The sequence below is a fragment of the Stenotrophomonas sp. 3diitr2024 genome (genome assembly GCF_042136455.1).
In the GTDB taxonomy this organism is placed as follows: Bacteria; Pseudomonadota; Gammaproteobacteria; order Xanthomonadales; family Xanthomonadaceae; genus Stenotrophomonas; species Stenotrophomonas sepilia.
In genome coordinates this window covers 1-4,760 of the sequence record NZ_JBHHMJ010000311.1, presented here as the reverse complement: position 1 = coordinate 4,760, position 4,760 = coordinate 1, and the positions used below count along the sequence as shown (strand labels likewise).

Annotated in this window: 5 protein-coding genes and 1 pseudogene; 1 reads left to right on the top strand and 5 read right to left on the bottom strand. The window is 69.4% G+C overall.

The features are described 5' to 3' along the window. Window positions 1–56 precede the first annotated feature (56 nt). The 5 genes and pseudogenes from ABGA94_RS07205 to ABGA94_RS07185 all read right to left on the bottom strand — a co-directional run bounded on the left by ABGA94_RS07205 (window position 57) and on the right by ABGA94_RS07185 (window position 3,921). Window positions 57–1,595 (bottom strand): PH domain-containing protein, encoded by a 1,539-nt coding sequence (locus ABGA94_RS07205; protein ID WP_111174833.1) that lies wholly within the window; start codon window positions 1,593–1,595, stop codon window positions 57–59. After that, on the bottom strand, window positions 1,592–2,092 hold the full coding sequence (locus tag ABGA94_RS07200; protein WP_053496994.1) for a PH domain-containing protein: 501 nt from the start codon (window positions 2,090–2,092) through the stop codon (window positions 1,592–1,594). The genes ABGA94_RS07205 and ABGA94_RS07200 overlap by 4 nt, the downstream gene beginning before the upstream one ends. A gap of 72 nt (window positions 2,093–2,164) precedes the next feature. Beyond that, window positions 2,165–2,365: pseudogene (locus ABGA94_RS07195) on the bottom strand (GTP cyclohydrolase); the annotation flags it as partial. Between the two features lie 20 nt (window positions 2,366–2,385). Continuing rightward, the gene (locus ABGA94_RS07190) at window positions 2,386–2,832 is read right to left on the bottom strand and encodes a GNAT family N-acetyltransferase (RefSeq protein WP_005415671.1); all 447 of its coding nucleotides are present in this window, start codon (window positions 2,830–2,832) and stop codon (window positions 2,386–2,388) included. Between the two features lie 183 nt (window positions 2,833–3,015). Next, a complete protein-coding gene (locus tag ABGA94_RS07185; protein ID WP_005415672.1) occupies window positions 3,016–3,921 on the bottom strand; it encodes a LysR family transcriptional regulator ArgP in 906 nt (301 codons plus the stop codon). Window positions 3,922–4,059: 138 nt separating this feature from the next. Here ABGA94_RS07185 and ABGA94_RS07180 point away from each other — a divergent pair, with 138 nt between their 5' ends. Beyond that, complete coding sequence (locus ABGA94_RS07180; protein WP_005415673.1) at window positions 4,060–4,695, top strand: LysE/ArgO family amino acid transporter; 636 nt, start codon at window positions 4,060–4,062, stop codon at window positions 4,693–4,695. Window positions 4,696–4,760 lie beyond the last annotated feature (65 nt).

Below are 4,760 nucleotides of genomic sequence, written 5' to 3'. Positions count from 1 at the left end.
CCGCTGGCCGGCAACCTCGGGGATGTGTGCGGTTGCCGGCCAGCGGCCGGCACTACCTACCAGCGCAGCTTGCGCCGCGCCAGCGCGGCCGCCAGTTGATCCATCACCTGTTGCGCCTGCGCCTGCGGCAGGTAGTGCAGGATCAACGCCACATCACCATGCGCGCCGGCGGTATCCAGCTGCAGGCTGCTGGTGCCCAACAGCTTGTCCAGTGGCGAGCGCAGCAGGCGCAGGCCCTGCACCTTGTCCAGCTCGGCCCAGCGCCACCAGCGCTTCCACCAACCGCCGCGCACGGCGACGTAGTGGTCATCCAGATACCAGCCCATGCGCGCCATCTGCCGATGTGCCACCAGCAGCGCCAGCGGCAACCAGGCCAGCACGATCAGGCCCCATGATCCCCAGCGCCAGTACGCGGCTGCGGCCAGCACGGGGACCAGCAGCAGCGCACCCAGGCACAGCCGCCACCAGCCACGCTGCGGAATGGACTGCCACTGCGCCGGTGGCCACTGCAGTTGTGGCAGCAGGTGCTGCACCAACTGCTCGCAGCGCATTGCCGGGGCCAGCGGTGCCAGCTCGCGCAGGGCGCGGTCCTGGTCCCGCGAAGGGCCGCCGGCGGCGCTGTCGATGCGCAGCTGGCGCAGGCCGAACCAGCGATGCAGGGTGGTTTCGTGCAGCGTCCAGGCCTGGATGCGGCGACGCGCGACACTGCTGCGGGTTCGGCTGACCAGGCCAGCCGAGACGGTCAGCCGCCGATCCTGCTCGCTGAGAGTGAAGCCGTGATAGCGCAGCAGGGTCAGCACCACCGACAACGCCCGCAGCGCCAGCCAGCCCAGCAGCAGGGCTGCGGCCAGCAGCAGGAAGGCGCCGGCCACGCCGGGCTGCAGGTGGCTTGCGTAGCCGAAGGCCTCCCTGCCACCACGCTGGATGGCCGCGTCCATCACCGGCCGCGGCACGGTCTGGAACAGCACGCCGAAGGCGGCGATCGCCAGTGCCCATCCGCGGTTGGAGAGCAGGCCCATGCGCACCACGTCCCAGCTCGACAGGCGCAGCAGCACCTGTTCGGTGTCGGTCCCGGTGATCGAGGGCGTGGCGACGACGTCGGCGGGCTGCGGTGCCTGCCCACGCTGGCGCACCAGCCGTTCCAGCGCCAGCGCCTGGTCCAGCCTCAGTACCCGCATCTCCGCTTCCGGCCGCACGCCGCCGGCCGATTCCAGGCGCAGCTCGGCCACACCGAACAGCCGGTGCAGCGGGTTCTGCCGCACTTCCACGTTGTGGATGCGGGCGAACGGGATCTCGCGGCGGTTGCGCGCCAGCAGCCCGCTGCGCACGGTGATGGCATCGCTGCCGATGCGGTAGCGGTAGCTGAGGTACTGCAGCACCGAGACCAGCACCAGTGCCGCGATCGCCGACAGTGGAATCAACTGCGCCCACATCGGGTCGCGCTCGCCACGCTGGCCGAACACCAGCAGCGCGACCAGCGGCAGGAAGTAGTGGCGCAGCTGCATCAGTAGTACGAACAGCCACGACCACGGGTGCAGGCGATGGTCCTCGCCACCGGCAGGCAGCGATGCGGGCAGGGGCGGCGGCAGGCTCACAGGGCGTCGGCGTCCTGGTCGAGCTGGTGCGAGAGGGTGTCGCGCAGGCGCTCGGCGTCGGCTTCATCCAGGCCGTTGACGGTGACCGCGCTCATGCGGGTACCGGCAGTGTGCACGATCAGCGTGGCCAGGCCGGCGCGGCGCTCCAACGGGCCCCGGCGCAGGTCCAGGTGTTGTACGCGCGATATGGGAATGCGGGTTTCCAGCTGCCACATCAGGTCGCGGCGCAGGCCCAGGCCCTGGTCATCCAGGCGCCAGCGGGTGCGGGTCAGTCGCCGGCGGCCGAGCCAGGCGCCGAAGAGGATGCCGATCAGCAGCCCCAGGGCGGCAGTCCACAGACCGCCGGGCAGATCGAAGAACCAGGCAGCTGCGGCCAGTGGCAGACCCGGCACGAACAGTCCGCCGAAGGCGCCTTCCAGTGCGGCCAGGCGGGCGGCACGTTGCGGCAGCGACTGCCAGGCATCGGTGGGCGGGGCGATGGGGGCGACGTCGGTCACGCGGGCTCCGTCAGGTGGCAGGGCGAGCGGCGGCGGTGGCCGCACCGCGCAGACGGTAGCAGGTCGGCTGCGTTACTGGGCAGCCTGGATCAGCGCATCGACATCCAGCAGGTGGCCAGCACGATCGGCCTTGGTGCGCAGGTAGTGTTCGTTTTCCGCGGTGATCTCGCCGGTGACCGGAATGCAGTCCAGCACCTCGATGCCGGCATTGCGCAGGCGCTGTGCCTTGGTCGGGTTGTTGCTGAGCAGAGCCACGCGCGAAATGCCCAGGCCATGCCTGGCGACGCCTTCAATCAGACCAGCTCAAGAATCTCGTCACCGGCCTCGTCGATCTCCCCGGTCGGGCGCCAGCCCAGGCGGCGGTAGAAGCCATGCGAGCGCGAACGCGGGTCGGCCGAGCAGGCCAGGAACAGCCGCTGGTGGCCGGCATCGCGGGTCAGGCTGACCACGTCCTGCAGCAGCTGGCGGCCGATGCCGCGGCCCTCGTAGTCCGGCAGCAGGGCAAGCACCAGCACCTCGCCGCTGTCACGATCGGCGAAGCAGTAACCGGCCATGCGCTCGCCGTCCCAGGCGACGCGGCCGATCGAATCGCCCTGGGCGATGCCGGCTGCCCAGCTGTCCTCGGTGATGCCCAGTTCTGCCAGCTGGGCCGCACTGAAAGCGTTCTCGCGGGTGCGCCCGCGCAGGTCGATGCAGGCGGCGGCATCTTCGGGGCGGGCGTCGCGGACGAATACAGGCATGCAGGGCATCCTTGCAGTGATCGGCCGACCAGTATCCGCATCACGCATGGACCTAGTGTGGAGCTTACGTGGAGATCCGATGGAGCAAAAAAGGGGACGGAGGGGATTAAGTCGTTTAAGACCCAAACGACATCCGGGGCAAAGACGACTTAATCCCCTCCGTCCCCTTTTTCCCGCTGGGCGTCAGCGCTTGCGCCGGATCAGCGCCGAGGACGCGTCCAGTACCGCACGGGTCAGCAAGGCCATGGTCTGCACGTCGCCCTTCCAGTGCTGCCAGTACAGCGGTACGTCTTCCCACGCGCGCTGCCGTACGTAGACCAGTCGCCCGGCGTCCAGGTGGCGCTTGACCAGCGGCAGGGGGTTCATGGTCCAGCCCAGTCCGCCGAGGTTGGCCTGCACGAAGGCCCGGGTGGAGGGGATCCACCAGGTCGGTGCGGTGCTGGGCAGGTCGTCGCCGGCCATGCGCCGGGCGAAGCGCGACTGCATTTCGTCCTTGCGGTTGAACACCAATACCGGCGCCTGTGCCAGCGCCTGCGCGGTCACGCCCTTGGCGAAGTGGCGCTCGCGGAACTCGGGGGTACAGGTCGCCGCGTAGCGGATGCTGCCCAGCGCGTGGATCTGGCAGCCCTGCACCGGCTCATCCAGGGTGGTGACCGCGCCCAGCACCGTGCCCTGGCGCAGCAGCTCCACGGTGTGGTCCTGGTCTTCCACGCGCAGGTCCAGGGTGGTGCCGGTGGTCTGCGCGAACTGGTAGGCGGCCTGCGGAAACCAGGTTTCCAGGCTGTCGTGGTTCACCGCCACCGGGATGCTGGCCTGGGGCAGGTCCTCATCGGCCAGGCCCATCCGGTGCAGCGCATCGTGTTCGAGCAGGGCGGTCTGCTCGGCCAGCTGCACCAGCAGCTGCCCTTCGGCGGTGGCGGTGGCCGGGGTGCCGCGCTTGACCAGCAGGCGGCCGATCCGGTCCTCCAGTGCCTTGACCCGCTGCGAGATGGCCGAGGGCGTGACATTCAACGACTGTGCGGCGCGGTCGAAGCTGCCTTCGCGGATCACCGCGGCCAGGGCGCGCAGCTGGGCATGATCGATGCGCATCGAATTAAGCTCCGCTAATGTTGGTTTAGGAAGTTTAGCTCGTCTTTTCCATGTTGCGGCGCGACAATGGCGTCCGTTCCGGTGCTGTCCGCCTTCGCGAGGCACCGTCCCCCCAAGCAATACAAGGCAGTGAATCCCATGTTCTCGGTCATCTCCGCCAGCACCGGCCTCGGTGCCTGGTTCTCTGGTGCAGCCACCGGCATCGGCCTGTTCGCGGTGGTCGGCGCCCAGAGCGCCTTCATTCTGCGCCAGGGCATCCTGCGCAAGCACATCGTGCCGGTGGTCGCCACCTGCGCGGCCATCGATGCCATCTTCATCTTCGCCAGCGTGGCCGGCCTGCGCACGCTCACCTCGGCGCTGCCGTGGCTGACGACCGCCGTGCTGTGGACCGGTGTCGCGTTCCTGGCCTGGTATGCGATGAAGTCGGCACGCCGTGCGATCGCCGGGGGTGGTGGCATGGGCGAGGCCGACAGCGATGACGGCAGCCGCCGCGCGGTGCTGATGGCCGCGGTCGGCTTCTCGCTGATCAACCCGCACTTCTGGCTGGACATGATGGTGATCGGCTCCATCGCCGAGAACTTCGGCAACGCCCGCATGGCCTTCGCTGCCGGCGTGGTCACCGCCAGCTGCCTGTGGCTGACCGCGCAGGGCCTCGGCGCCCGCCTGCTGGCGCCGCTGTTCACCAAGCCCAGCACCTGGCGCGTGCTCGACGGCACCATCGCCGTGATCCTCAGCATCCTGGCCCTCATGTTGGCGGTGCGCGGGGTCCACTGACCCGGCGCACGTCCCCCGAACCCACGTCCTGACTCTCTCTCCAAGGTAGTGGCAACGACGGCACC

What these genes read in the sequence shown, in the direction of transcription:
- ABGA94_RS07180 (WP_005415673.1), top strand. Translation starts at nt 4,060, where the DNA reads ATGTTCTCGGTCATCTCCGCCAGCACCGGCCTCGGTGCCTGGTTCTCT.
- ABGA94_RS07190 (WP_005415671.1), bottom strand. Translation starts at nt 2,832, where the DNA reads ATGCCTGTATTCGTCCGCGACGCCCGCCCCGAAGATGCCGCCGCCTGC.
- ABGA94_RS07185 (WP_005415672.1), bottom strand. Translation starts at nt 3,921, where the DNA reads ATGCGCATCGATCATGCCCAGCTGCGCGCCCTGGCCGCGGTGATCCGC.